The following is a 21,245-nucleotide window of genomic DNA, read 5'->3' as shown; positions in this document are numbered from 1 at the left end:
ACCCAAAATCCCGCCCAAAAGACGGGTGTTTGTTTAAAAACGTGAATTTAGTTCGCTAAACTTTGATATATATTTCAGCAAAAGCATCTTTTATGTATATCCAATGCAATTTTTTATATACTAATGTTGTAAGCACAAATACAACATCAATAACACATCACTACTGCATTAAAACATACATCTCCACTTAATAACAAACAGTACAGGACAATCATTTTCACTTTTTCCTGACCATTTGTTTGCTTGTCTGCAATTTTACAATTTTGGGATTTTTTTGCTTATTTTAAAAATTAGTTACATTATTTCAATAGAATAAAAACTTCAAGCTTATACCAATATTGTCAAAGCGTGTACCCACAAGACAAGCTTGGGAATTTTTTCACCAACGTATTGATTTTAAAATCAACGCTGTCTGAATCCCGACACAGACCTCTCAAGACCTTATCTAAACAAACATAAGATATTGTTTTTTAACGAAAAGACAACATAAATATATAGTGAACATTATTTGCCATGTATTTTTAAGTTTTGCATTGCCTACTGTTGACTTGCAGTGGACTCGGGCATAGGTGGGAATTGTGAACAACGCAATTGAACCAAATTTTTTTGGAGGAATATAATATGTACGCAATCGGAACCATCAAGGCTTGGGCAGCTACCCGCGCAGCACGCAACGGCGGCGAAGTAAACCACAGCATTCACGCTGTGCTGACCATTGCCACCCTCGGTCTCTGGCTTCCTGTCTGGACCGTGGCAGCAATCCGCGAAACCAACCGTGCAAAAATGAGAAGCTCCCTCGTGGACCTGCGCCACATTGAGCGTCTTGAAATCTCCCCCGAATACCGCAGACAGCTTGCACGTATGTCCCGCTAGGACTGCGCAGCTCAAGTTCATATATTATGAATTTGGGGAACAAGATTAATGTTGATTAGTTTTGTTCCAATGGTTTTCGGAAAATAAGTCTTTAACCGCTTTTTAAGTGAAGCGGTGCCATATTTAAACCCGGTCCCTTGTGATCAATTACAAGTGGACCGGGTTTTATTCAATTGAGAATCCCTTTCCGGGGTTTGCTTTTCAAGCAGGTTGAAATAATATCAACTTGCCTTTCCGCCATTTTGTCTGAAATGGCAGTCCTGTTTCCCGCGCCAAAAACAGAACCTTGTCATGCTACGCGACACACTTATGTGCCGTGGTTATCTGTATTTTCAACTTACCGAGGTTCAATCATGTTTGAATACGATCTTGCCCACTGGACAACCTTTCTACTGGCCGCCCTGCTGCTCAATATCGCCCCCGGACCGGATATGGCCTACATACTCAGCCATACTGTGACCGGAGGAAGAAAAGCCGGATTCGCCGCTATGTTTGGAATATGGTCCGGAGCCTTTCTCTATGTAATCCTGACCGCGCTCGGACTCGCCGCCGTTATTGCCGCATCCGCCACAGCTTTCTCCATCGTAAAATGGGTCGGTGTAGCCTACCTTTTCTGGCTGGCTATCGGAGCTTTCAGATCTAAAGGCAGCCCGCTGGATATAAGCAAAAACTCTAACCAACTTAATCCTACTGCAATCTTCAAGCAGGGTATGTTCATCCACCTGCTCAACCCCAAAGTTGCCACTTTCTTCATAGCATTCCTGCCGCAATTTGTAGTTGAAGGTGCCGGACCTGTCTGGGCCCAGCTGATGCTTCACGGCACATTGATCATCGTCACCGCAGCATTTGTCGAGCCTCCGCTGATCTATGCCGGAGACCGCATCACCGGAAGATTGCGCGAAAGCCAGAAACTGCAAAGATGGCTGGACAGAGCACTGGGATCAGTCTTTGTCGCCTTTGGAGTTAAACTGGCGATGTATGAAAGATAAAGCAAAGGGTGCATTAGCACCCTTTATTTAACACCCCCCATCTGCTAGTTTCCGGGTAACCAAAGGAGTTACCCATGAAAAAAATATTACTGACCATATTCATTCTCACTTCAATTGCACTTTGCGGCTGCCAGCCCAAGATGAATATTTTCCCGGACGGTACTGATCCCCTGCTTGAAAAGAAGCTGCAAGGCGAAGGGGACTACAAGGTTCTTGTAGTCTCGATAGATGGAACAATTTCCGATGAAGGCAAGCGAGGACTGCTGGGTAGTTCCCCAAGCCTTGTGCAGGAGGTTTCCTCACGGCTCAAACTTGCTGCCGAGGATGACAAAATCAAAGCCCTTGTACTCAAGATAAATTCTCCCGGTGGCTCAGTTACCGCCAGCGACATCCTTTATAATGAGATAGTGCGCTTCAAGGAAAAAACCGGAGCTAAAGTCATAGTTAATATGATGGATGTGGCTGCTTCCGGCGGGTACTATGTCAGCCTGCCCGCTGATCATATCATGGCCCACCCCACCACTTTGACCGGCTCAATCGGGGTAATCTTCATCCGTCCAAAAGTTGAAGGACTCATGGACAAAATCGGCGTATCCGTGGAAGTTTCCAAATCGGGGCGCAACAAAGACATGGGCTTCCCTTTCAAGCCGGACACTCCTGAACAGAAAAAAATCATCGACGACATTATCAAAGATTACGCTGACCGCTTTCAGGGACTTGTCAAAAAGCACCGTTCCATCTCTGATGATCAACTGAATACCATCTTCACCGCACAGGTTTTCAGTGCGCAGGGAGCAAAGAAAGCAGGACTGGTGGACAGCCTTGGATATCTTCCTGACGCGGTAAAAACAGCCTGCAAGCTGGCGGGTATTTCTGAAGATTCACAAGTGGTCACCTACAAACGCAAGAGTTACCCCAACGACACTCTCTATAACTCTGCTTCATCACAAGCATTCTCCCCGGCGCTGATTAATATTGATGCCGGTAACCTCATGCCGCCCAAAGCCGGATTTCATTACCTCTGGCTCCCGGCAGCGGAATGATTATAGTCGCACTGCTTTGCATTCCAGAAAAAAACATGTATGAACTGCCCGTTTGACCTGATGACAGCAAACTCTTTAACGGAGAACCAAATGAAAAAGAACAGCCTGACACTTACACTCATCCTGCTTTTTTCTCTCGCTGTTTTCAGCGCATGTACTCAAGAAACCCAGAACCGCATCGGTCGTTCCCTCCAGAACTGGACCGGGGTAAACGGTGTTCTTGAAATCTATTCCGGCGGCAAGTTGATTAAACGATTTGTAAAAATCGATAAGCTTTCCACTGCCGCAGGCACCAAGGAACGCGTTCAGCGACCATACCGATTCGGTTACGGTATTCTTGATGCCAACCTGAACGGCAAAGCAGACCCCGGTGAAAACAAGGTCTACTTTGAATTCAGCGACTACGCTACCAATTACGTTTTCTTTGAAGACCCCAAAGCTAAAAATTAACTATTCCTGCCGGACCTATTTGGTCCGGCATTTTTTTGCCCATGAACAAATGCATAAGAGCGGCACGAGCCGTAACACTGACCCACGGGAAAAATCCGGTTATCGAAGACTTCGCCCTCATCCATGACGGGGAACGGATTCTGGAAACAGGAACATGGTCCGAGCTGAAAGATCAATTTTCAGGTGAAGTTGAAGATCTCGGCGATGTTGCAATCGTTCCGGGCCTTATCAACGCACACGTTCACCTTGAGCTTTCCCACCTGAAAGGCAAGACCGTGCAGGAGCAAGGCTTCACCAATTGGATCAAATCCCTGCTTTCCAATCCCCTTTACGATCTCGATACCGAGGCCGTTCGAGACGCGGTACAGCAAATGCGTGCTGACGGCACTGCATTCTGCGTAGATATCTCCACCCGCAACTGCGCACAGGTGGCCGCAATTATGGATGAATTTGGCATGGGATTCTATGCCTGCTGTGAAGCAATCGGGGTGCAGCAGCCTAAGGAAGGAGCCAAATTCTTCCCGCAAAAAAAATTCAACCACGGCCGCAGCGCCGGGTCCGGGCATTCCTTATACTCCACCGGAGCCGAACTTTTGCAGGCTGTAAAAGCAGCCAACAACAAAGCCGGATTGCCCTATCCTATCCATCTTGCTGAAAACGAGGAAGAGGACGAAATCGTAGCTCACGGTACCGGAGAATTCGCAGGGATGCTCAAGGGAGCAGGACTGCTGGCCGATTGCGGCAGCAAAGGGTTACGCCCTGTTGAATATGCAGACTCCCTCGGTTTACTGGATGATTCGACTCTTGCGGTTCATTGTGTTCGGGTTGCGGAAAGCGACATAAATATCCTTGCCGAGCGCAAGGTAAATGTCTGCCTTTGTCCCCGCTCCAATACATACATCGGCGAAGGCCGTGCACCGTGGGAAAAGATCCTGAAATCTGGTATTAATACTTGTCTTGGAACGGACAGCATTGCTTCCAATCATGACTTATCCATGTGGAATGAATTGGAATACCTGCTTAAAAACATCAAAATTTCCTTGTCCACGGCTGAAGCGCTGGCACTTGTAACCACAAACAGCGCCAAGGCTTTGAAAATAGATGACTTATACGGATCTCTGGATAAGGGGAAACGCGCTGTTTACGCTACAATCCCCGCCCATCTTGAAGATCTTTTGTTTTAATATTTTTTCGCACCACAACTGAGAGGAACTCTTATGGAATGGCGACATAAAGATTTGCTGGATGTTACCCAGCTCAACAAAGAGGAAGTGCAGCACATTTTTGAAACTGCTACTTACTTTCAGGAAATCAACTCCCGTCCGGTAAAAAAGGTACCGACTTTAAAAGGCCATAGCGTGGTCCTTTTTTTTGCCGAAGCAAGCACAAGAACCAAGACCTCCTTTGACATGGCCGGGAAACGTCTTTCCTGTGACACATTCTCCCTTGCCAAAAGCTCCAGCAGTCTGACCAAGGGCGAGACTCTCAAGGATACCGCCCTGACATTGCAGGCCATGAACCCGGACGGAATTGTCCTGCGCCACTGGGCCAGCGGTGCTTCTCAATTTCTGGCAGAGCGCCTCGATTGCAGTATCATCAACGCAGGTGACGGCCGCCATGCCCACCCCACACAGGCCTTGCTTGACGGTTTCACACTCTATCAGGAATGGGGATCTCTGGAAGGTAAGACAGTTCTCATCCTCGGTGATATCGCACACAGTCGTGTAGCGCGTTCAAACCTGATCCTGATGAATAAGATGGGTGCCAAGGTTCGTTTCTGCGGCCCTCGCACACTGCTGCCTCCGCAGATCAGAAAATGGGACGCAGAAGTTTACACCGACATCAACGAAGCCTGCAAAGGTGTGGATGCAATCATGTGTCTCCGACTTCAGCTGGAACGCCAGCAAGACGGTCTTCTGCCTGACCTGCGTGAGTACTCCAACTACTTCGGTCTGGGGCACAAACAAATTGAGCTTGCCAATCCTGATGTAAAGATCATGCATCCCGGACCCATGAACCGGGGAGTCGAAATCAATTCCGAGCTTGCCGACTGCGAAGCCAGCCTCGTACTTGATCAGGTCGCATCCGGTGTAGCTACCCGCATGGCCTTACTCTACCTCTACCTCACCCGCAAAAAATAAGGAGAATACAATATGACTCATCCTGAACTTGTTATCCGCAAGGCAGTATGGAAAGGCGAAGAAGTCGATCTCCTTGTTGCTGACGGTAAAATTTTAGATGTTATCCCCTCTTCAGATACCATGTATGAAGGTGCTGAAGTAGTAGCTGCAAAAGGTCTGCTGCTCATGCCTTCTATGACCGACGTGCACACACACCTGCGCGAACCGGGCTTTGAATACAAGGAAGACATTGCCTCCGGCCTGAAAGCTGCCGTACACGGCGGCTTCTCCAATATCATGTGTATGGCCAATACCGATCCGGTCAACGACAATGCTGTTGTTACCGATGAAATGCTGCGTAAAGCTAAAGCAGCCTACCCTGAAGGCGGTCCGCGTCTTTTTCCCATCGGTGCATTGACCAAGGGACTGGAAGGCAAAGAACTGGCACCCATGCATGAAATGGCAGAAGCCGGATGCGCAGCTTTTTCCAACGACGGTCTTCCGGTCAAAAACAGCGAGCTTTTCCGCAGGGCCATGGAATACGGTTCTGATACCGGAAAGCCGATTATCGACCATTGCGAAGATCCTTACCTTGCACCAGCTGTCGGAGTGAATGAAGGCGAAGTCTCTTCTGTGCTCGGCCTTGCCGGACAACCCGATGTTGCAGAAGCAGCACAGGTCGCCCGCGACCTGCTCATGGCTGAATATTTGGACATGCACATACATCTTGCGCACATCTCCTGCCGCAAATCAGTGGACCTGATCGCATGGGCCAAGAAGCGCGGAGTTAAAGTCACCGCTGAAACTTGTCCTCACTACCTGCTGCTCACCGAAGATGCCTTGAACGGCTACAGCTCCGATACCAAGGTCAACCCTCCCCTGCGCACCGCAGACGATGTTGATGCTCTGCTGGCAGGCATTAAAGACGGCACAATTGACATGTTCGCCACCGACCATGCCCCCCATGCAGCACATGAAAAGGAAGTGGAATTCATGCACGCACCATGCGGTATCTCCGGCCTGGATTCTGCCCTCTCATTGACTTGGTCGCTGGTAGCCTCAGGAAAAATTACCTTTGATGATTTCATCCGCATGTGGACCACCGCTCCATGCGAAACTTTCGACCTGCCGCTGAACAGTTTCAAGAAAGGCGATCCGGCTGACTTTTTCCTTTTTGATCCCAGCGAAGAATGGGTGCTGGATGCAACTACAATGCACTCCAAAGGCAAAAACACTCCATTCCGCGGACAAACCCTGAAAGGACGGGTTATAAGCCATTTCCTTAGTGGCAAAAAAATAGTATGACCTCTTTAACAGACAGTGAATAAGTCTGTTGTGCAAAGGTAAAAACTAATAATTTTATATAGTTGATCTGCATCTGCTGCCAAGGCAACAGACGGTTTATTTTTGATAAGGAGATTTTAATGAGCGAACCTTTCAAGGACGCGGTGGGAATTTGCAAAACCATCATGCGTAACGGCTATGATGCTTATATCATTAATGAAAGACTGCAAAAGCTGACCATTGAGGATAAAGGCGAAGAAGTCGAGCTGGATATTTCCACCGATCTTGATTTCAAAAGGCTGGCTAAACTGTTCCCCAACATCCAGCCCACTGAGCAACAGGACGTTACCGCGATTCTTAGAGAAGGCGGAAATATTTTTTATTTCTATACTTCCGAGACCAGCAACTCTTCACACCCTGAAGAATGCGTATCCCGCATGACTCCCAGACTGCTCAAGGCTTTGGAGCAACAGCACCAGATCCCCATGTCTGCAGCCTGTCCTTACATTCCCAAGGCGCAGGACCCTTATGAAGGATTCGCTGAACTGAGCAGCGGTGAAGTCCGCCTGCTGGGTATCCCGGACCAGACTCTTAAAAAAGATTACCTTATGGGTATCAGGGCGTTACGCTTTGCTGCAAACTACAACCTGCCCATTGAGACTAATACCAAAATCGCGATTATCCGCTCCTGCAAGCGTATTCTCGATTACGTGCCCGTGCCTGAAATCATGGACGAATGGCGCAAGGTTGAAGCTGAAAACATGTACGTTTTCGTTTCCCTGCTCTTCGAAACCATGCTCCTGCACGGCCTGATTCCCGAACTTGCCGCTCTTTCCCGCCTTACTCAGGTTAAGAACAGCAAGACCGGTGAAACTGAAGACGTTTTCACCCACACTCTCGATGTCATGCGCCTCTACCCCGAAGAACTGCCATACGACTGGTTCGGCGTAGTAGCATGCATGTTCCACGATGTGGGTAAACTCTACACCGCTGAAGAAGTGGACGGACGTTGGCAGTTCCTGCAGCATCACCGCGTTGGAGCAAAAGTAACCAGAAAAATCCTGACCCGCCTCAACTTCCCTCAGGAAGATGTGGACCTGATCTGCGATCTGGTACGCAACCACATGCGTTTCCACTTTATGCTCACTGACAAGGGTATCCGTAAGTTCAAGGCTCTGGATGAATATCCCCGCCTCATCGAGATGGTTCGCGCTGACATCAAAGCCCGCGACACCACCTATAAGGAATTCAACCACAACATCAAAATGCTTGAACGCGCTGATATCCCCGAAGAAGCTCTTGATCCCTTCCTTAACGGTAACGAGATCATGCAGCACACCGGCCTCAAACCCGGTCCCGGTGTCGGTATCATCCGCGAATCCCTGCTTAAAGCACAGATCTCCGGTGACGTCACAAACATGGACGAAGCCATCGAGTACGTTATTGATCAGGCTAAGAAGTCTTAAGCAAGCAATATGAAAATAAAAATCCCCGGTTCGGCAAAGCTGAACCGGGGATTTTTTATGTTATAGCCAACGGACCTGTTCCTTGTAGTTTTTCAAAATAATCAGCAACAACTTCTGGTTGCAATAGGCTTAATTGCCATAACACCCGAAACTTATTGCCACCTTCATTTGTGTTGACTAAAAAAGTCATCAACCTTTCATCAGGAATAAGAATTTCATCTGTTTGTAGCCAAGCAACAAGTGGATTAACTCTCACATCATGGTTAATTGCAGTAAAAGCTATTCCTATATCATTGCCATTACCCTCCAATGCCAAGGACTTGATATTCGCAAGTAATTTGTACAACGGCTCCAATAACGCTTCATCACTATCCCTATTCCATGTGACATGGCATATGGCTACAATTTTACACGCTAAATCCTTGCATTCACTGGGATCTAATTCATGATTAGCAATCTCATGTTTTCTGGAATGCTGCCTTTTAGCTATCTGCGATGAGCTTTTATTATTTAGTGCTTGTTCTACATCATTGTCTTTAACTTTTAATGCTTCTGGGCTAGAAGCTAAGGACCTCAATTCGTACAATAATGTAATTATTTCATTAGTTGAATATTTTGTTGTTAGTTTTTTACCAATATCTTTTCTCAATAGTTCAAAATGCTTATAGTTTTCTTTAATTTCTCCATATCTTACTTTTGCTGATTCATATTTTTCCAATTTTAAGTAGTAGTGATCACCATCACCAGGACCCAATCCAGATCTGCGTCCTCTATTTAATTCTTCATCAGCAATTCTTTTCCTTTCCTCTAAGTCGTATAGAGATTTTCGAAGAAACTTTCTTTCAGCCTGATGCAAATCTGACATATATTCTGATACTGCTTTAGTTAATTTAACATTATATTTATTAGCAACTTGTTCTCCAGTTGCACCTGTATATATAAAAGTAAAAGCAGAAAGGACTGACAACACTAAGGCCACAGAATAAACCAGATACATAGCCCATCGCGCCAAACCTGCCACCTTAGGCAAAACAATCAGGCTTAAGGCAATTGCAGCTTGAACGGAAAATGCAAAGATTAGTGCTACTGGCCACTGATCCACATATAGCAGCGAGCCTTTGTAAGTAAAATATGAGTTGGCCAACGCCAACAAGGAAATAAAGAGTGCTGTAGTATTGCTAACACCAACTTTACTCTTTACGGCTTTCAAATATTCTTTCCACATATCCCCTCCACTCAGTTTAAACTCTAATCAGCACGCCTATACTTATTTATGATACTAGATAGACCATTCTATTGTTTGCAAACATTGTCAACAACGAAATCTCACTCAACCGTCTTGCTCATAGTTAAAACACAAAAAAAGGGTCATTGCGGATATCCGCAACGACCCTATCAGAATATAGAACCTAGTGAGTATTTCTAATACGACATAGCTGGCTTACTAACTATATTTCACAAATATCCTTCTCCATGTCATTGCGCAGATGGCCCTGACCGGTGGATTCGAGAACTGCACGCCAGTAGTCGGACTTGATGTTCAACTTCTTGCGCTTGATGGTTACCAAATTAAGCGGCAGGTGCACGTAGCGAGCCTGCAAACGGCTGACCACCATTCCGGTCTTTCCTGCCATTGCTGCGTGTACTGCATGCTGACCTAAGAAACCGCAATAAACGCAATCGTTGGCATTAGCCGGGACTGAACGGATAATGTAACTGGGGTCAATGAACTTCAAGGTGATGTCCTTGCCCACATCCTTGAAGTAGTCCTTGATGCGGCGAATGATCAGAGTGCAGACATCACAAAGCACGGGGTTGCCGGATGCATCCTTTTCCCCGGTGTATTCGCATTGTTCTTGCCCTGCTCCCTCTGCACAGACAATGACCGCATGCTGGCGTTCATCCAGACGCTTTTCAAGAGAGCGAAGCAAGCCGTATTCCCCGTCAAACTCAAAGGGATGTTCGGGCACGAGCACAAAGTTTACGTCTTTAAGAGCCAAAGTAGCCTGCGCAGCGATAAAGCCTGATTCACGGCCCATAAGCTTTACCAGACCGATGCCGTTAACAACACCCACGGATTCAACATGAGCGGACTGGATGGCTTCTGTTGCCTTGTCTACAGCGGTATCAAAACCGAAAGACTTGGTGACAAAACTGATGTCATTATCAATGGTTTTGGGGACACCGATAATGGAAATTCTGATTTTTCTTTTCTCAATCTCTTCCACAATTTTCTGAGCCGCACGCATGGTTCCGTCACCGCCGATCATGAACAGCACTGAAATGTTCATGCGTTCCAATGCATCGACAACCTCTTCAGGGTCCTGCGGACCACGAGAAGAACCAAGAACTGTTCCGCCGAACTGGTGAATATTTGCTACAGTATCGGCTGTAAGCTCTACAACATCATGTCCGTACTTGGGGATAAAACCCTGCAAGCCGAACTTGATACCCAGTACGGAAGGAACCTTATACAGGTAGTGGGCCTCAAGTACGATCGAACGGATAACATCGTTCAGACCGGGGCAAAGTCCACCACAGGTAACCACCGCACACTTGGTTTTTGAAGGATCAAAATAGGTAAATGCACGAGGACCGGCTTTTTCAAATTCCTGATAAACATCATTGCCGGAAGATGAATCCATTTCCTCTTCAGCAAGGTTGACCAAGGTTCGTTCCTTATCTTCAATAAAGACACAACGTTTGAGCGGAGAAGGAATTTTCGCCTTACCCAACACCGGGATCTCGGTATTTATCTGCTCTGCTTTGTTAGCTTTTTTAACCATTTCAAACCTCCTGCGGAACTAAATCCGCCAGTCGAGAATAGCAGTTATCTTACTTCACCTTGAACAAGGGGCACCCACATGGCAGGGCTATCATCCAGTATGGACTCACGAATAGGCAGCTCCATGGGATGCGGATTCAATTGCGCCGGAGCACCGACATTTTCCCACCAGAGATAAAACTCCTTATCCTCTAAATGTCTGCCGTAAAGACGCATTGTCCCCCTTTGGCAGACTATATCATAGAGGCGAAATTGTTTTTTTCCTACCTTGTATACACCTTTACTTGGCGAAATGAATTTCCAGTCTTCAGCATCAGATCCGGAAATCTCTTTACCGTCCAAGACACTATAATACCGGGTTTCGCGGTCGAGGTCACGAACCCTTAGCATCTTTTCTGTGGCGGAATAGGAAACAATGAACATGGGCATACCCAGATGCTCAGTAATCTTCCAACGGTCCACCCCGGTCGAATAGACCAGCCCTCCGTCGCGTTTATAAATCCAAGCCGGTTCCTGTTGCAGGGCTTCAGATTTTTTTACTGTTGCCCTTTTACTGAGGTCCCAATAAACCTCACTCCCGTTATCACGGGTCAGACAAACCACATATCCAGCCATTCTGGCATCAACAAAAGGTCCTCCGGGCACTTCATCGGACTCCAGCCGGGTTTGAGTCTTCATACCCTGCTTGACGATTCTACCGGAAGCTTCCACAGCCACCAGAACGCCCTGCCCCGGAGTATACCCAAGGTAAAGGGGAGTTCCTTCGAGAATTGAAATTTCCTGAAGCGGACCGGAAACAGGGCCGCAATGCAGGGCATTGAAACTATCTATGATGCCGAGCCATTCACCTGTGCGGGAAAGAGCCATCATCCTGACCGGACCGTGTTCAACCGGAATCTCTCCCGGTATCCTTGAACACTCATCAAGATTAAAGACATAGATGCTTCCGCCATCACGCCCGGTTGCAGCAAGTGTAGGGCTGCCGGGACCGTATCCCGTATGCATAGCTCCGCCCCCTCCGGGGAGACGGACTTTACTGCATTTATGCTTACTCCATATCCGTACAGTGCCATCATAAAGAGCTGCGGCTAATCCTTCTTCATTACCAGCATAAGAAGCAACACCACCGGCAATGATCGGCATGGCATTTTCGCGTTTTACAGAAATATAAAGCTTGTCTTCCAAACCTTCAAAAGGAGGTTCATAAAGCTTTTTAGCACTTACATATTTTTTACTCAGCAATTGGGAAACATAACTTTTAAGGGATTTTGTAGTTCCCTTCCGCAACTGTGAAGGCACGTCTATGTAAGACTGCCCCACGCGTTCCTTAGACGCCGCATTAGCCTGCATGGGCATTCCGGCTGTAACAAACAATAAAGCCAGACCTGTAAGGCCGACCTTGAAATTTTTAGAAATCATCCCTCGTTTTCCTTGGTTGTCCTGCTCTGTAAAGTAATGCGCTCAACTATGCTTTTGTAATATTCATCTTCTTCATCGATGGCTATTTCCTTCCCACGCATATTCTTGATGCGTTCAAAAAGCAGATTCACTTTCTGCATCTGGGTATAGCGTTCCTTTTCATCTTCCATATATTCAAGCAAATCAAGAGCAGAATGAATATCTTTTCTAAGCTGCATCTCAGGAGGAAGGTAGCCACCATTCTTCAAGGCTTTATATGCCATACGCAACTCGGGGGGAATCATGGAGTCATCTTCCAGCTCAAGGGGTTTTCCCTTGGTCGGAAGATCCTCAAATTCCCCTTTACGCTCAGCTTCCTTAATCCGAGACTCGGCTATTGCCGCGATAAAATACATTAACGCCCCGCGTTTCGGGAGAGCATTTCCCCTCCCAATTCATCAATCCAAAAAATGGTGTTCTTCATAATTCCGTCAACAGCTTTCTGCGCGGCCTGAGCAATTGACTCACCGCGCATGGACTTGACCGGAGCTTCAGCTTCAACCAGCTTTCTGGCCAGCAGTTCTTTGCCGCTTCCGTCCCAGAGTGAATACCGCACTGCGACCTTAAAAGCATCCCCCCCGCTACGCTGAATTTCGAACGATGTGATTACTCCAGAAAGGACAAGATCCTTCTCAATTCCCGGTCGATAAGGACTTATGACCTCGTAACTGTTCATACAGTTCAACGCAGGTCCGGCAACAAGATCGAAAATCTCCGCAGGAGTTCCTTCCCAGCTCCAGCGGTAATCAGGCTTCATAACCTGCCCTTTGGCTACAATTACAGTCTCGCGATCCAATGCTGGAAGACTGCTGAATCTTTTCAGGGCCAGACGAGGCATATCCGGGTTCACCCTGTCGCATTCGCTTACAGAACTATAACCGTCCACCCTTAGAAAGGACGACTCAACTGATTTTCCGCCAATACAACCGGCGCATGATAGTACAAAAATTAAGATTGCTATGAAGAAAAATTTACTACTCATTTTCAGCTCCCTGCGGAGGATTCAAAACCTGCCACGGACGTTCACGCAATGACCGGGCCAACCTGTTCATCTCTCTGGAAAGACGGTTAATATTCGTAAGTATGATTTCGAGTTCTTCCTGATCGTACTCAACATTACGCCGCAGGTCGGCGGTCAGACCCTCGATACCGTCAACCGCACGAGTCACATCTGCTCCTACCCCGCCGAGAGTGAAACTCATATCTTTCTGCAAAGTCGCAATCGCTGTTTCAACTTTCTGCAAAGTATCGATAAGTTCATTGGTCAGCACTGTTATATTTTTTGAACCGTTATCCATAGCCCCGGCACCGGCACCGGCCAATCGCTTCCACTCATTACGGAAAGTGACCAATGTTGCATTGGTTTCGGCAAGCACCTCAGGAGCCATTTTTAGACTTTTTCCGATGTTGGACATGTTCTCAGAGGAAAAAAGCATCTCAAAGGCATTTACGGCCCTTTCCAGCTGTGGAGTCAAATCGGCAACCGAACGGCCCATTTGAGCGGCCACTTCATTCATGCTCATGATGACTGCGGATGGAATTGAATCCCCATCAGACAATTTCGGCCCTGCATCTCCACGCAGCTCCAAAAGGATGTAGTTATCACCTACCAGACCTTTCTGAGTCACCATGGCAGTTGTTCCTCGGTAGAGCGGAAAGTCATGGTCCACATTGATGATCACTGAAATTCGTCCCGGATTCTCAGCATCAACATTAATTGAGTCCACCTTGCCCACACTAAGACCGGCATACTTGACCGGACGTCCGGGGGTCAGGTCCTTCACATTGCGAAAAAGAATCTTGTATTGCGAGTAGTCGGAGAAAATATCATGTCCGCCTAAAAATACAATAAACAAACCTAGGACAGTAAGTCCGGCAAGTGCTGCCAAAGCAGCTTTGATTATATCGGCAGCCGAGCTTCGCGGATTGAGAACCATCACATATCTCCTAATCAGGACCTGCTTCGGAACTTAACAGCCCTTTCCATACTCGGATCTAGTTCCGTAGGCCTGCGCTCCAGAAAGTCGATTATATATTTATCATCGGACTGCTGCAGTCCTTCAACATCCCCCTGATACAAACAGCGCCCTCTATGCAAAACCACAACGTGGTCCGCAATGTTAAAAAGGCTGTCCAGATCGTGGGTCACCACAACAGTGGTCACATGAAAAGTCTCTTTGAGCTTGAGGATCAACTGATCAAGATCAGCGGCAGTGATCGGGTCCAGCCCGGAAGAAGGCTCATCACAAAGCAATGTCGTCGGGTCCATAACCATGGCCCTTGCAAGCCCTGCCCTCTTTCTCATTCCCCCAGAAAGCTGGCTGGGGAAGTAATGCATGAAATCCCCCAGCCCGACCATCCGCAATTTCAGCTGCACCACTTCCTCGATAATCGAGTCAGGAAGCTCAGTATGCTCCTGCATGGGTAAGGCTACATTCTCACCAAGTGTCAGGGAACCGAGCATAGCGCCATCCTGAAACAGCACCCCCATACGGGTACGAATCTTTTTGTACTCACGCTCATCTTTAAGGGCGGTAAGGTTTGTCTCGCCCAGAAAAATCTCGCCGGATACGGGGGTATTCAAACCGAGAATATGGCGCAGCAAAGTTGATTTACCACACCCTGATCCACCTAGAATCACGCTGATCTTTCCGGCTGGCAGCACAGCATTAAGGTCCTCCATGAGCACCTTGCCCGGATACCCCAGACTGAGCTTCTTCAGCTTTATGTCTTGTGCAGTCCTCGATAATTTCATGATCTACTACCGAAAAATAAAGTTGAGTGCCGTAAAGAACAGGTCCAGCAAGATTATCATAAATATGGAGATAACAACAGAATTGGTTGTCTTGCGCCCAACGTCAGCAGCACCCTCACGAGCGAGAAAGCCCTGCCAACAACCGATAAGTGTAATTGCCACAGCAAAGCCCCCGGCCTTGACCAGCCCGGCTAGAACGTCATGTAGTTTGAGAAACTCTACTGAATTATTGAAATAGGTAACTTCATTGATCCCGAGGGCGATTGCGGAAAAGGCTCCGCCGGAAAAGATGCCCACGAAATCCGCCCAGACAGTCAAACAGGGGACCATGATAAGCATGGCGATCATTTTGGGGACTACAAGAAAACGGACAGGTTCAATGCCCATAACTTCGAGGGCATCGATTTCTTCGGAAATCTGCATGGTCGCGATTTCCGCGGTAAAAGCAGCACCGGAACGTCCGGTAACGATAATGGCGGTGAGCAAAGGGCCAAGCTCACGGATAATGGTCACACCCACAAGGTTGGCCACATAGCTGATGGCTCCGACCTTTTCCAATTGCTGGGCGGACTGTAAAGCGAGGATAATGCCTGTACAGGCAGATATGACACTGACGATAGGAATAGAATCCGCCCCTACCGAGGCGAGATCACGAATAAGTCTTTTACGGTAAAATGATTTTTTATTTCCGGGTGTAAGCCGCAGGCAGCCAAGGAGTCTGGAAACCATCCAAGCGAGAACATGTAAACCATTCATCCCGAATAACTCCCTTTCCTGCCATGCCGGAATAGCCGCTTAGTCCATCCCGAACAGCGACTTTACCTGCGTAAGATTCAAGAGCCTGTCCACCTGATCCGTAACAGCAATGATCTTAACACTGCGGCTGTCCTTATTCAGTATCCTCCGCAATTCAATCAATGAAGCCAAACCGGAACTGTCCAGATACTCAAGTTCAGACAAATCCACCCGCACTTCACCGGAAGTCTGCTTAACAAAAGCATGCATTTTCTCCCGGAGATCAGGAGTCCCTGTAAAATCGACTTCACCGCTGATTTTAATCAGGACCTCTTCCAACGAAGATTCCATTTTCCAGCCTGCACCCATAAATATCTCCTTACTGCCAGTCAGACAGCATTAAGCCCTATATATTTCAACCACAGTAGTATCGTCATTAGGAGGGGTCTCCCCTCTCCAATCGGCTACAGCCTTAAGAAGCTTTTCCCCGGCTCCCGGAGTTCCACCCTGCCTGAGAGTTTCTTCCATACGCTCTTCACCGAAAAAATCACCATTTCCGGCCCGGGCTTCATCAACACCATCAGTAACGATGATCAACGACTCCCCTTTGTTAAGCACAAACTCGCTGGTACCAAAATCTCCATCCTCTAAAATTCCTACAGGTAATCCGAAAGGTCTTTCGAGGGATTCCACTTTGCCATCAGCCACCAGTAAGGGAGAAGGATGTCCTGCCAAAGCAAATTCGCACTTTCCACTTTCCGGAAAGTAACGCAAGAGAACCATTGTGGCGAAAACTTCACCACTCATGAATTCATAAGCCCCCACATTGACTGCCTTGAGCATTTCACCGGGAGTCCTTTCGCCCAGCGCCTCTGCTCTGATTCGAGTCCACAATGCTGACATGATCAAAGCAGCAGGCAGCCCCTTGCCGGAAACATCGGCTACATAAATATACCAGCTTCCGTCGGAATTGGGTATAAAATCGTATAAATCCCCACCAACAAATTGAGCCGGAACGGAACTGCCCCAGATGAGGTTATCACCTTCCAGTTCAGGCTGACGGGGATTAAACTGTTTCTGAATACGTGCAGCGGCTTCCAGCTGAGTTTCAAACTTTTGCTGATTCAGGCGTTGCAGCATAAGTTCTGAACGGACAAGGGCAACCCCGGCCAGATGTCCGAAGCTCTCAAGGAGTTCTTCGTCTTCTTTACCGAAACATTCCTTATCAATGGAATTGAGAACCTGAACGACTCCCAAGAGCTTTCCCTGATGAATAATGGGGGTACAGAGAATACACTTGGTCACAAACCCGGATTTTTTATCCGCCGCCTTTGAGAAGCGCTCATCGTTCTGGGCATCAAGAACATTCAGAGCTTCGCGATGATCAGCAACCCATCCGGCAATGCCCTGCCCCATAGGTAATTCAAATCCGGTTTTCAGATTCTTCATCGCCTTATCACCGAGCACATCGTTCATGGCCCAAGCGAATTCAAGGACATTCTTTTTTTCATTGTAAAGCAAGATTGAAGAAGCTTCCGCACCTGTCACATCCTGAGCCAGCCTCAGCAATTGAGGCAGCAGATCAACCAACGACTCAATATTGGCCAAGACCTCGTTGGCCTGAATCAACTTCTTTAGTCTGTTAACCTGTGTATTCAAGACTTCCCCCCGAATCAGCTTTACTACAAATATTTATCCAGACTGAATAGCATACACTATTTTAATCTAGTATGAAATTATACAAATATTACCCGTTCCAGATATTCACTTCCGGCTTGGGCCAGTTGCGTACCGCCTCAGCCAATTCATCCACAGAAGCTGTTGCAGCGCCTACCTGCCCGACAACAATACCGGCCGCATAGTTAGCCAGTACAGCCGAAGTCAGCGGATCGAGGCCTGCGGCAAGTCCAAGTCCCAAAGTCGCAATAACCGTGTCACCTGCGCCTGTAACATCAAACACCTTGCGGGCAAATGTGGGCACATGCTTAACTACATCTCTTGATTCAAAGAGAGCCATGCCGTCCCCACCAAGGGTGATCAGCAGGTGAGTGGGATCGATACGGTCAAAGAGCCTGCGTCCGGCTTCAAGCACATCTTCACGGGTTTTGACCTGCATGTTGGCCCCCTCTCCAGCTTCCTTGGAGTTGGGTGTAAGCATACTGACAGATTTGTAGCGATCGTAGTTAACAGTCTTGGGATCAACCAGAATGTGCGGCTTGTGATTCTTCTCTTCCAGAAGTTTCCAGAACCTTTCAAAAAAAGAATCGGACAAGAGTCCCTTTCCATAGTCAGAAAGGATGACCACCTTGTAATCACAAATTTCCCGTTCAAGAAATGCAAAGAGCTGATCCATAAGAGAATCAGCAAAATCGACTGTCTTTTCCCGGTCGACACGAACCATTTGCTGATTATGTGCCATGACTCGAGTCTTCTTGGTGGTCGGGCGATCATCAGCTTCATACAGGGAATACGGAATACCCGACTCTGAACAAAGCCTTTCGAAAACCTCCCCTTCTCCATCGTGACCGACAAATCCGGTCAGATGCGGCTCCCCGCCAAGGGCAGCAATATTGCGGGCCACGTTTCCAGCCCCACCAAGCAAATATTTTTCTTCGGTAACCTGTACAACAGGAACCGGAGCTTCCGGGGAAATGCGTTCAACCGAACCAATCACATAATGATCAAGCATCACATCACCGATGATGAGAACCTTACGGTCTTTCAATTCCGGGAGGACACTTAAGATTTTATTATCCATTCTTATTTTTTCCTTTAAGAACGAAGTTCAAGGATAGCCACCAGACGCTCAAGCTCTTCTTCGTTGGCGTAGCTGATAGTCATCTTACCTTTCTTGGGGGAACCGCTGAATCGGACCTTGGTTTCAAGGGCGGATTCAAGTCGACCTTTGATCCGCTCAAGGTTTTCATCAACTTTTTTGGGTTCCGTGTTTTTGCTTTTTTTGGACTTAGGCTTTGCAACCACCTCGCCTTCGGGAAGTTCGCCGTGTTCCTTAAAATATGTAGCAGCACCTTCACATTGACGCACTGACATACCGCTGCTCATAAGTCTTTCAAAGAGTTCATCACGAGCATCATCATCACCAATTGCCATCAGAGCACGTCCGTGACCGGCAGAAATTTTACCGTCACCAATAGCGTTCTGCACAGGTTCCGAAAGGGTCAGCAGCCTCATGGAGTTCGAAAGAGCGGAACGGCTTTTACCAACCTGTCCAGACAATTGTTCCTGACTAAGGCCGAACTTGGTGATCAGTTCCTGATAACCCTTAGCTTCTTCAATGGGATTCAAATCCTCACGCTGCAGGTTTTCGATCAGGGCAATGGCCATACTTTCAAGGTCGGTCATTTCCTTAACCAACGCCGGAATTTCACCCAGCCCTGCAAGCTTGGATGCACGCAGGCGACGCTCACCTGCAACCAGCTCGAAACGATCTTTACGACCTGCAACAGGACGGACCAGAATAGGCTGCAAGACACCCTTTGCGCGAATGGATTCAGAAAGATCCTTCAGAGCTTCAGGAGAGAACTCCTTACGCGGCTGGTTTGGGTTGGCAACGATCATATCAATATCAATCTTCCGGGCATCTATTGAAAGATCGGAAGAAGACTCTTCAGCAACACCCTTGCCGCCACCTAGAAGGGCATCAAGTCCCCTTCCTAAACCACCAGTGACACCTGCCATGGATATTCTCCTTATGTTTTCGGCCTCGCTGAACGGGCCTGATAATATTTCCTTTGACTTGATTGAAACCGTGATTATTGTATCCCGAACTCATCAATAACAATGACGTCGGAGGCTACATGTCTAAACACGATGACAATCTTACAGAACTTTTCGATAAAAACGGCAACCTGATCGGCGCCTTGCTCACTGCAGATCTTTGGGCCAAGGTCAAACCAATGATTAAAGACCTTCTCCCGCAGGAGACTCCGCCGGAACGTCCGGAACCCATCGGCGAGTGGGAAACTTTGAAAGAGTACTGGGACTTCCCCTACCCTGTTGATACCGATGTGCACTGTGAACTTTGCGGTAACAAATCTGAAGACTGGGAAAAGGATGATCCCCGCAAGTTCAGGCTTATGTCCTGTAACCTCGGCGGGCTTGTTTCATTTAAATGCACCCAGTGCAATGCCCGCATTGTCAAAAAGCACTTCAAAGATGAAATTACCGTCGAATGCACACCCTACGTCGAAAAGAAAAATACGAATTTCGAAGCACGCTATTAATCGCTTCACTAAGCTAGCACAATCAAAGGCCGACAGGAATGTCGGCCTTTTTTATTAACTAATCTTAGCTATGACGCTTAACTACTTCCTGTGCCAGACTGATGTAGGCCAAGGCTCCGTTTGATTTTGCATCATAGGATATCGCAGGCTTTCCGAAACTCGGTGCTTCAGAAAGACGCACATTTCGAGGAACGATTGTTTCAAAAAGACTATCCGGAAAAGCTTTACGCACTTCATTTTTTACCTGACGTGCAAGCCTGTTGCGCTTGTCATACATAGTCAGAACTACGCCCAGCACAGAAAGATCAGGATTCAATCTTTTCTTCACCAGCTCAAAAGTCATCAAGAGCTGAGCCACACCTTCAAGAGCATAGTACTCCGTCTGGAGCGGGACCAAAAGTTCCTTCGCCGCGCAAAGGGCGTTTACGGTCAGCAGTCCCAATGAAGGCGGACAATCAAATATGATATAGTCATATTCATCATCTACCGTCTCAACTAGATCCTTCAGGTAATATTCACGCCCCATCTTGTCGATCAACTCAATCTCTGCACCGACCAAATCCTGACTTGCAGGCATAAGTGAAAGATAGGGGATATCAGTTTGATATATTGCGTCTCTTGCGCGCTCGGGCTCAAAAAGGACAGAGTAAACATTTTCTCTTGAGTCACCGGGATAAAAGCCGAGTCCACTTGAGCCGTTTCCCTGTGGGTCACAATCAACAAGCAGAACCTTCTTTTCCATCACAGCAAGGGAAGCGGAAAGATTGATGGAGGTAGTGGTTTTGCCTACTCCACCCTTCTGGTTGGCTACAACAATTCTCTTTGCCACTTGAAACCACCTTATTAATGAGATTTCAATTTTCATGTTTCACGTGAAACATCTCAACTAAGTTGACACAAAAACAACAGAGCCAAAGCTAGTCTGAAAAAAACTTTAAATCAAGAAAAGTGACGATAAAAATGATTCGTTAAAATTAGAATATCAGCTGATTATTACCTGCAAATTTAAAATTAATTAACTATTTCAGAGAACTAAAAAAAAT

Annotated in this window: 22 protein-coding genes; 9 read left to right on the top strand and 13 right to left on the bottom strand. The window is 47.3% G+C overall.

Features of this window, described 5'->3' with window-relative positions; translation table 11 throughout:
- Nucleotides 1-621 precede the first annotated feature (621 nt).
- The 8 genes from DESAL_RS00110 (at nucleotide 622) to DESAL_RS00075 (ending at nucleotide 8,225) form a co-directional block, all read left to right on the top strand.
- Nucleotides 622-873 (top strand): hypothetical protein, encoded by a 252-nt coding sequence (locus DESAL_RS00110; RefSeq protein WP_012765620.1) that lies wholly within the window; start codon nucleotides 622-624, stop codon nucleotides 871-873.
- 353 nt (nucleotides 874-1,226) lie between these two features.
- Complete coding sequence (locus DESAL_RS00105) at nucleotides 1,227-1,862, top strand: LysE family translocator (protein ID WP_012765619.1); 636 nt, start codon at nucleotides 1,227-1,229, stop codon at nucleotides 1,860-1,862.
- 74 nt (nucleotides 1,863-1,936) lie between these two features.
- Nucleotides 1,937-2,905, top strand: coding sequence for a signal peptide peptidase SppA (sppA, locus tag DESAL_RS00100; RefSeq protein ID WP_012765618.1), 969 nt, complete (start codon nucleotides 1,937-1,939; stop codon nucleotides 2,903-2,905).
- A 90-nt stretch (nucleotides 2,906-2,995) separates the two neighbouring features.
- The gene (locus DESAL_RS00095; RefSeq protein WP_012765617.1) at nucleotides 2,996-3,355 is read left to right on the top strand and encodes a hypothetical protein; all 360 of its coding nucleotides are present in this window, start codon (nucleotides 2,996-2,998) and stop codon (nucleotides 3,353-3,355) included.
- Nucleotides 3,356-3,396: 41 nt separating this feature from the next.
- The gene (locus tag DESAL_RS00090) at nucleotides 3,397-4,539 is read left to right on the top strand and encodes an amidohydrolase family protein (protein ID WP_012765616.1); all 1,143 of its coding nucleotides are present in this window, start codon (nucleotides 3,397-3,399) and stop codon (nucleotides 4,537-4,539) included.
- A gap of 33 nt (nucleotides 4,540-4,572) precedes the next feature.
- Nucleotides 4,573-5,496 carry an aspartate carbamoyltransferase catalytic subunit gene (locus DESAL_RS00085; RefSeq protein ID WP_012765615.1) on the top strand — a complete coding sequence of 308 codons (924 nt, stop codon included), beginning with the start codon at nucleotides 4,573-4,575 and terminating at the stop codon, nucleotides 5,494-5,496.
- Nucleotides 5,497-5,508: 12 nt separating this feature from the next.
- Entirely contained in the window at nucleotides 5,509-6,780 is a 1,272-nt protein-coding gene (locus tag DESAL_RS00080) for a dihydroorotase (RefSeq protein WP_012765614.1), read from the top strand.
- A gap of 119 nt (nucleotides 6,781-6,899) precedes the next feature.
- Nucleotides 6,900-8,225 carry an HD domain-containing protein gene (locus tag DESAL_RS00075; protein WP_012765613.1) on the top strand — a complete coding sequence of 442 codons (1,326 nt, stop codon included), beginning with the start codon at nucleotides 6,900-6,902 and terminating at the stop codon, nucleotides 8,223-8,225.
- Nucleotides 8,226-8,280: 55 nt separating this feature from the next.
- On the opposite strand, the gene DESAL_RS00070 is transcribed toward DESAL_RS00075, so the two are convergent.
- The 12 genes from DESAL_RS00070 to DESAL_RS00015 all read right to left on the bottom strand — a co-directional run bounded on the left by DESAL_RS00070 (nucleotide 8,281) and on the right by DESAL_RS00015 (nucleotide 19,657).
- Nucleotides 8,281-9,450, bottom strand: a complete 1,170-nt coding sequence (locus tag DESAL_RS00070; protein ID WP_012765612.1) for a hypothetical protein — start codon at nucleotides 9,448-9,450, stop codon at nucleotides 8,281-8,283.
- 223 nt (nucleotides 9,451-9,673) lie between these two features.
- Nucleotides 9,674-11,011 carry an ATP-dependent 6-phosphofructokinase gene (locus DESAL_RS00065; RefSeq protein ID WP_012765611.1) on the bottom strand — a complete coding sequence of 446 codons (1,338 nt, stop codon included), beginning with the start codon at nucleotides 11,009-11,011 and terminating at the stop codon, nucleotides 9,674-9,676.
- A 44-nt stretch (nucleotides 11,012-11,055) separates the two neighbouring features.
- Nucleotides 11,056-12,429 (bottom strand): WD40 repeat domain-containing protein, encoded by a 1,374-nt coding sequence (locus DESAL_RS00060; protein WP_012765610.1) that lies wholly within the window; start codon nucleotides 12,427-12,429, stop codon nucleotides 11,056-11,058.
- A complete protein-coding gene (locus tag DESAL_RS00055; RefSeq protein ID WP_012765609.1) occupies nucleotides 12,426-12,824 on the bottom strand; it encodes a DnaJ family domain-containing protein in 399 nt (132 codons plus the stop codon). The genes DESAL_RS00060 and DESAL_RS00055 overlap by 4 nt, the downstream gene beginning before the upstream one ends.
- Complete coding sequence (locus DESAL_RS00050; protein WP_012765608.1) at nucleotides 12,824-13,450, bottom strand: ABC-type transport auxiliary lipoprotein family protein; 627 nt, start codon at nucleotides 13,448-13,450, stop codon at nucleotides 12,824-12,826. The genes DESAL_RS00055 and DESAL_RS00050 overlap by 1 nt, the downstream gene beginning before the upstream one ends.
- Nucleotides 13,443-14,405 carry an MlaD family protein gene (locus tag DESAL_RS00045; RefSeq protein WP_012765607.1) on the bottom strand — a complete coding sequence of 321 codons (963 nt, stop codon included), beginning with the start codon at nucleotides 14,403-14,405 and terminating at the stop codon, nucleotides 13,443-13,445. The genes DESAL_RS00050 and DESAL_RS00045 overlap by 8 nt, the downstream gene beginning before the upstream one ends.
- Before the next feature lie 14 nt (nucleotides 14,406-14,419).
- Entirely contained in the window at nucleotides 14,420-15,223 is an 804-nt protein-coding gene (locus DESAL_RS00040; protein WP_012765606.1) for an ABC transporter ATP-binding protein, read from the bottom strand.
- A gap of 6 nt (nucleotides 15,224-15,229) precedes the next feature.
- A complete protein-coding gene (locus tag DESAL_RS00035) occupies nucleotides 15,230-15,979 on the bottom strand; it encodes an MlaE family ABC transporter permease (protein WP_012765605.1) in 750 nt (249 codons plus the stop codon).
- A 39-nt stretch (nucleotides 15,980-16,018) separates the two neighbouring features.
- The gene (locus DESAL_RS00030; RefSeq protein WP_012765604.1) at nucleotides 16,019-16,327 is read right to left on the bottom strand and encodes an STAS domain-containing protein; all 309 of its coding nucleotides are present in this window, start codon (nucleotides 16,325-16,327) and stop codon (nucleotides 16,019-16,021) included.
- Between the two features lie 30 nt (nucleotides 16,328-16,357).
- Nucleotides 16,358-17,617: a GAF domain-containing SpoIIE family protein phosphatase gene (locus tag DESAL_RS00025; protein ID WP_012765603.1), complete on the bottom strand. Its 1,260-nt coding sequence runs from the start codon at nucleotides 17,615-17,617 to the stop codon at nucleotides 16,358-16,360.
- 88 nt (nucleotides 17,618-17,705) lie between these two features.
- Nucleotides 17,706-18,716 (bottom strand): D-glycero-beta-D-manno-heptose-7-phosphate kinase, encoded by a 1,011-nt coding sequence (rfaE1, locus tag DESAL_RS00020; RefSeq protein WP_012765602.1) that lies wholly within the window; start codon nucleotides 18,714-18,716, stop codon nucleotides 17,706-17,708.
- A 14-nt stretch (nucleotides 18,717-18,730) separates the two neighbouring features.
- The gene (locus DESAL_RS00015) at nucleotides 18,731-19,657 is read right to left on the bottom strand and encodes a ParB/RepB/Spo0J family partition protein (RefSeq protein WP_012765601.1); all 927 of its coding nucleotides are present in this window, start codon (nucleotides 19,655-19,657) and stop codon (nucleotides 18,731-18,733) included.
- Between the two features lie 119 nt (nucleotides 19,658-19,776).
- Between DESAL_RS00015 and DESAL_RS00010 the strand changes: the two genes are divergently transcribed.
- A complete protein-coding gene (locus DESAL_RS00010) occupies nucleotides 19,777-20,202 on the top strand; it encodes a hypothetical protein (RefSeq protein ID WP_012765600.1) in 426 nt (141 codons plus the stop codon).
- Between the two features lie 64 nt (nucleotides 20,203-20,266).
- On the opposite strand, the gene DESAL_RS00005 is transcribed toward DESAL_RS00010, so the two are convergent.
- A complete protein-coding gene (locus DESAL_RS00005; protein WP_012765599.1) occupies nucleotides 20,267-21,031 on the bottom strand; it encodes a ParA family protein in 765 nt (254 codons plus the stop codon).
- Between the last annotated feature and the right edge of the window lie 214 nt (nucleotides 21,032-21,245).

This window comes from Maridesulfovibrio salexigens DSM 2638 (assembly GCF_000023445.1).
GTDB classification, from domain to species: Bacteria; Desulfobacterota; Desulfovibrionia; order Desulfovibrionales; family Desulfovibrionaceae; genus Maridesulfovibrio; species Maridesulfovibrio salexigens.
This window is presented reverse-complemented; position numbering and strand designations above follow the sequence as displayed.

Bases quoted from the DNA above. Each gene is read 5' to 3' on its own strand.
- DESAL_RS00070 (WP_012765612.1), bottom strand. From the start codon at position 9,450: ATGTGGAAAGAATATTTGAAAGCCGTAAAGAGTAAAGTTGGTGTTAGC.
- DESAL_RS00090 (WP_012765616.1), top strand. From the start codon at position 3,397: ATGAACAAATGCATAAGAGCGGCACGAGCCGTAACACTGACCCACGGG.
- DESAL_RS00010 (WP_012765600.1), top strand. From the start codon at position 19,777: ATGTCTAAACACGATGACAATCTTACAGAACTTTTCGATAAAAACGGC.
- DESAL_RS00030 (WP_012765604.1), bottom strand. From the start codon at position 16,327: ATGGGTGCAGGCTGGAAAATGGAATCTTCGTTGGAAGAGGTCCTGATT.
- DESAL_RS00085 (WP_012765615.1), top strand. From the start codon at position 4,573: ATGGAATGGCGACATAAAGATTTGCTGGATGTTACCCAGCTCAACAAA.
- DESAL_RS00055 (WP_012765609.1), bottom strand. From the start codon at position 12,824: ATGTATTTTATCGCGGCAATAGCCGAGTCTCGGATTAAGGAAGCTGAG.
- DESAL_RS00045 (WP_012765607.1), bottom strand. From the start codon at position 14,405: ATGGTTCTCAATCCGCGAAGCTCGGCTGCCGATATAATCAAAGCTGCT.
- DESAL_RS00080 (WP_012765614.1), top strand. From the start codon at position 5,509: ATGACTCATCCTGAACTTGTTATCCGCAAGGCAGTATGGAAAGGCGAA.
- sppA (WP_012765618.1), top strand. From the start codon at position 1,937: ATGAAAAAAATATTACTGACCATATTCATTCTCACTTCAATTGCACTT.
- DESAL_RS00060 (WP_012765610.1), bottom strand. From the start codon at position 12,429: ATGATTTCTAAAAATTTCAAGGTCGGCCTTACAGGTCTGGCTTTATTG.
- rfaE1 (WP_012765602.1), bottom strand. From the start codon at position 18,716: ATGGATAATAAAATCTTAAGTGTCCTCCCGGAATTGAAAGACCGTAAG.
- DESAL_RS00105 (WP_012765619.1), top strand. From the start codon at position 1,227: ATGTTTGAATACGATCTTGCCCACTGGACAACCTTTCTACTGGCCGCC.
- DESAL_RS00035 (WP_012765605.1), bottom strand. From the start codon at position 15,979: ATGAATGGTTTACATGTTCTCGCTTGGATGGTTTCCAGACTCCTTGGC.
- DESAL_RS00040 (WP_012765606.1), bottom strand. From the start codon at position 15,223: ATGAAATTATCGAGGACTGCACAAGACATAAAGCTGAAGAAGCTCAGT.
- DESAL_RS00015 (WP_012765601.1), bottom strand. From the start codon at position 19,657: ATGGCAGGTGTCACTGGTGGTTTAGGAAGGGGACTTGATGCCCTTCTA.
- DESAL_RS00110 (WP_012765620.1), top strand. From the start codon at position 622: ATGTACGCAATCGGAACCATCAAGGCTTGGGCAGCTACCCGCGCAGCA.
- DESAL_RS00095 (WP_012765617.1), top strand. From the start codon at position 2,996: ATGAAAAAGAACAGCCTGACACTTACACTCATCCTGCTTTTTTCTCTC.
- DESAL_RS00065 (WP_012765611.1), bottom strand. From the start codon at position 11,011: ATGGTTAAAAAAGCTAACAAAGCAGAGCAGATAAATACCGAGATCCCG.
- DESAL_RS00050 (WP_012765608.1), bottom strand. From the start codon at position 13,450: ATGAGTAGTAAATTTTTCTTCATAGCAATCTTAATTTTTGTACTATCA.
- DESAL_RS00075 (WP_012765613.1), top strand. From the start codon at position 6,900: ATGAGCGAACCTTTCAAGGACGCGGTGGGAATTTGCAAAACCATCATG.